An 800-nucleotide genomic window follows, 5' to 3' on the forward strand; every position below is an offset into this window, starting at 1 on the left:
GGATGGATGGTATCACTCATGCAATTTGCGAGTCTGCCTTCCACTTTTCTGACACCAGTTTTAGCTGACCGTGTGAAACAGCAGCGCGGTATCGTTGCGGCGCTGGCCTCAGTTTATCTGATCGGCCTTTGCGGATTATTAGCGGGCGGAAGCCATACATTGCTTGCCATCTGGATGATCATTATCGGTATCGGGCAAGGCTCCAGCATTAGTCTGGCGCTCACTTTGATTGGTCTCCGCAGTGAAAATGCCCAACAGGCCGCTGCGCTGTCAGGCATGTCTCAGTCATTCGGCTACCTGCTGGCAGCAGTCGGGCCAATCTTTGTCGGCTATCTCTTTGACCAGACGCATTCATGGACGATGCCGATAGTGCTTCTCATTGCTGCCCTGATCGTAATGGGAGCAGCTGGACAGAGAGCCGGACGAGATCGATACATTTTTCAGTCAGAAAAACAAAGAAATTCAGCATAAAAGCGGGGAAAATATCTCCGCTTTTTTCTTTGAATATTTATTGTTTATTCATAAGTTTTTCATATTTGTTTTTTACAATGAGACACCATAAAGAGGTGAAAAACGATGAAAACCAAACGATTCGACGCAGCCCTTATTCTTATTTTGCTGGCAGCAGCTTTTTTGAATACGTATCACATTTGGCAGGATGATACAGCGAACCAGTACTATTTGGCGGCTGTAAAAAGCATGACGCAAAGCTTCCATAATTTCTTTTATGCGTCATTTGACCCTTCTGGATTTGTGACAGTAGATAAGCCTCCTGTCGTGTTATGGATTCAAACGATTTT

At 45.4% G+C, this 800-nt stretch carries 1 protein-coding gene and 1 pseudogene; both read left to right on the top strand.

Annotation, left to right across the window (positions count from 1 at the left end; translation table 11 throughout):
• The coding region (locus ACWHAR_RS25800) for an MFS transporter (RefSeq protein WP_452088266.1) at positions 1 to 471 on the top strand (471 nt) is incomplete at its 5' end.
• A gap of 105 nt (positions 472 to 576) precedes the next feature.
• Positions 577 to 800, top strand: a pseudogene (locus ACWHAR_RS25805) (mannosyltransferase); the annotation flags it as partial.

The organism is Bacillus sp. LR--39 (assembly GCF_053613335.1).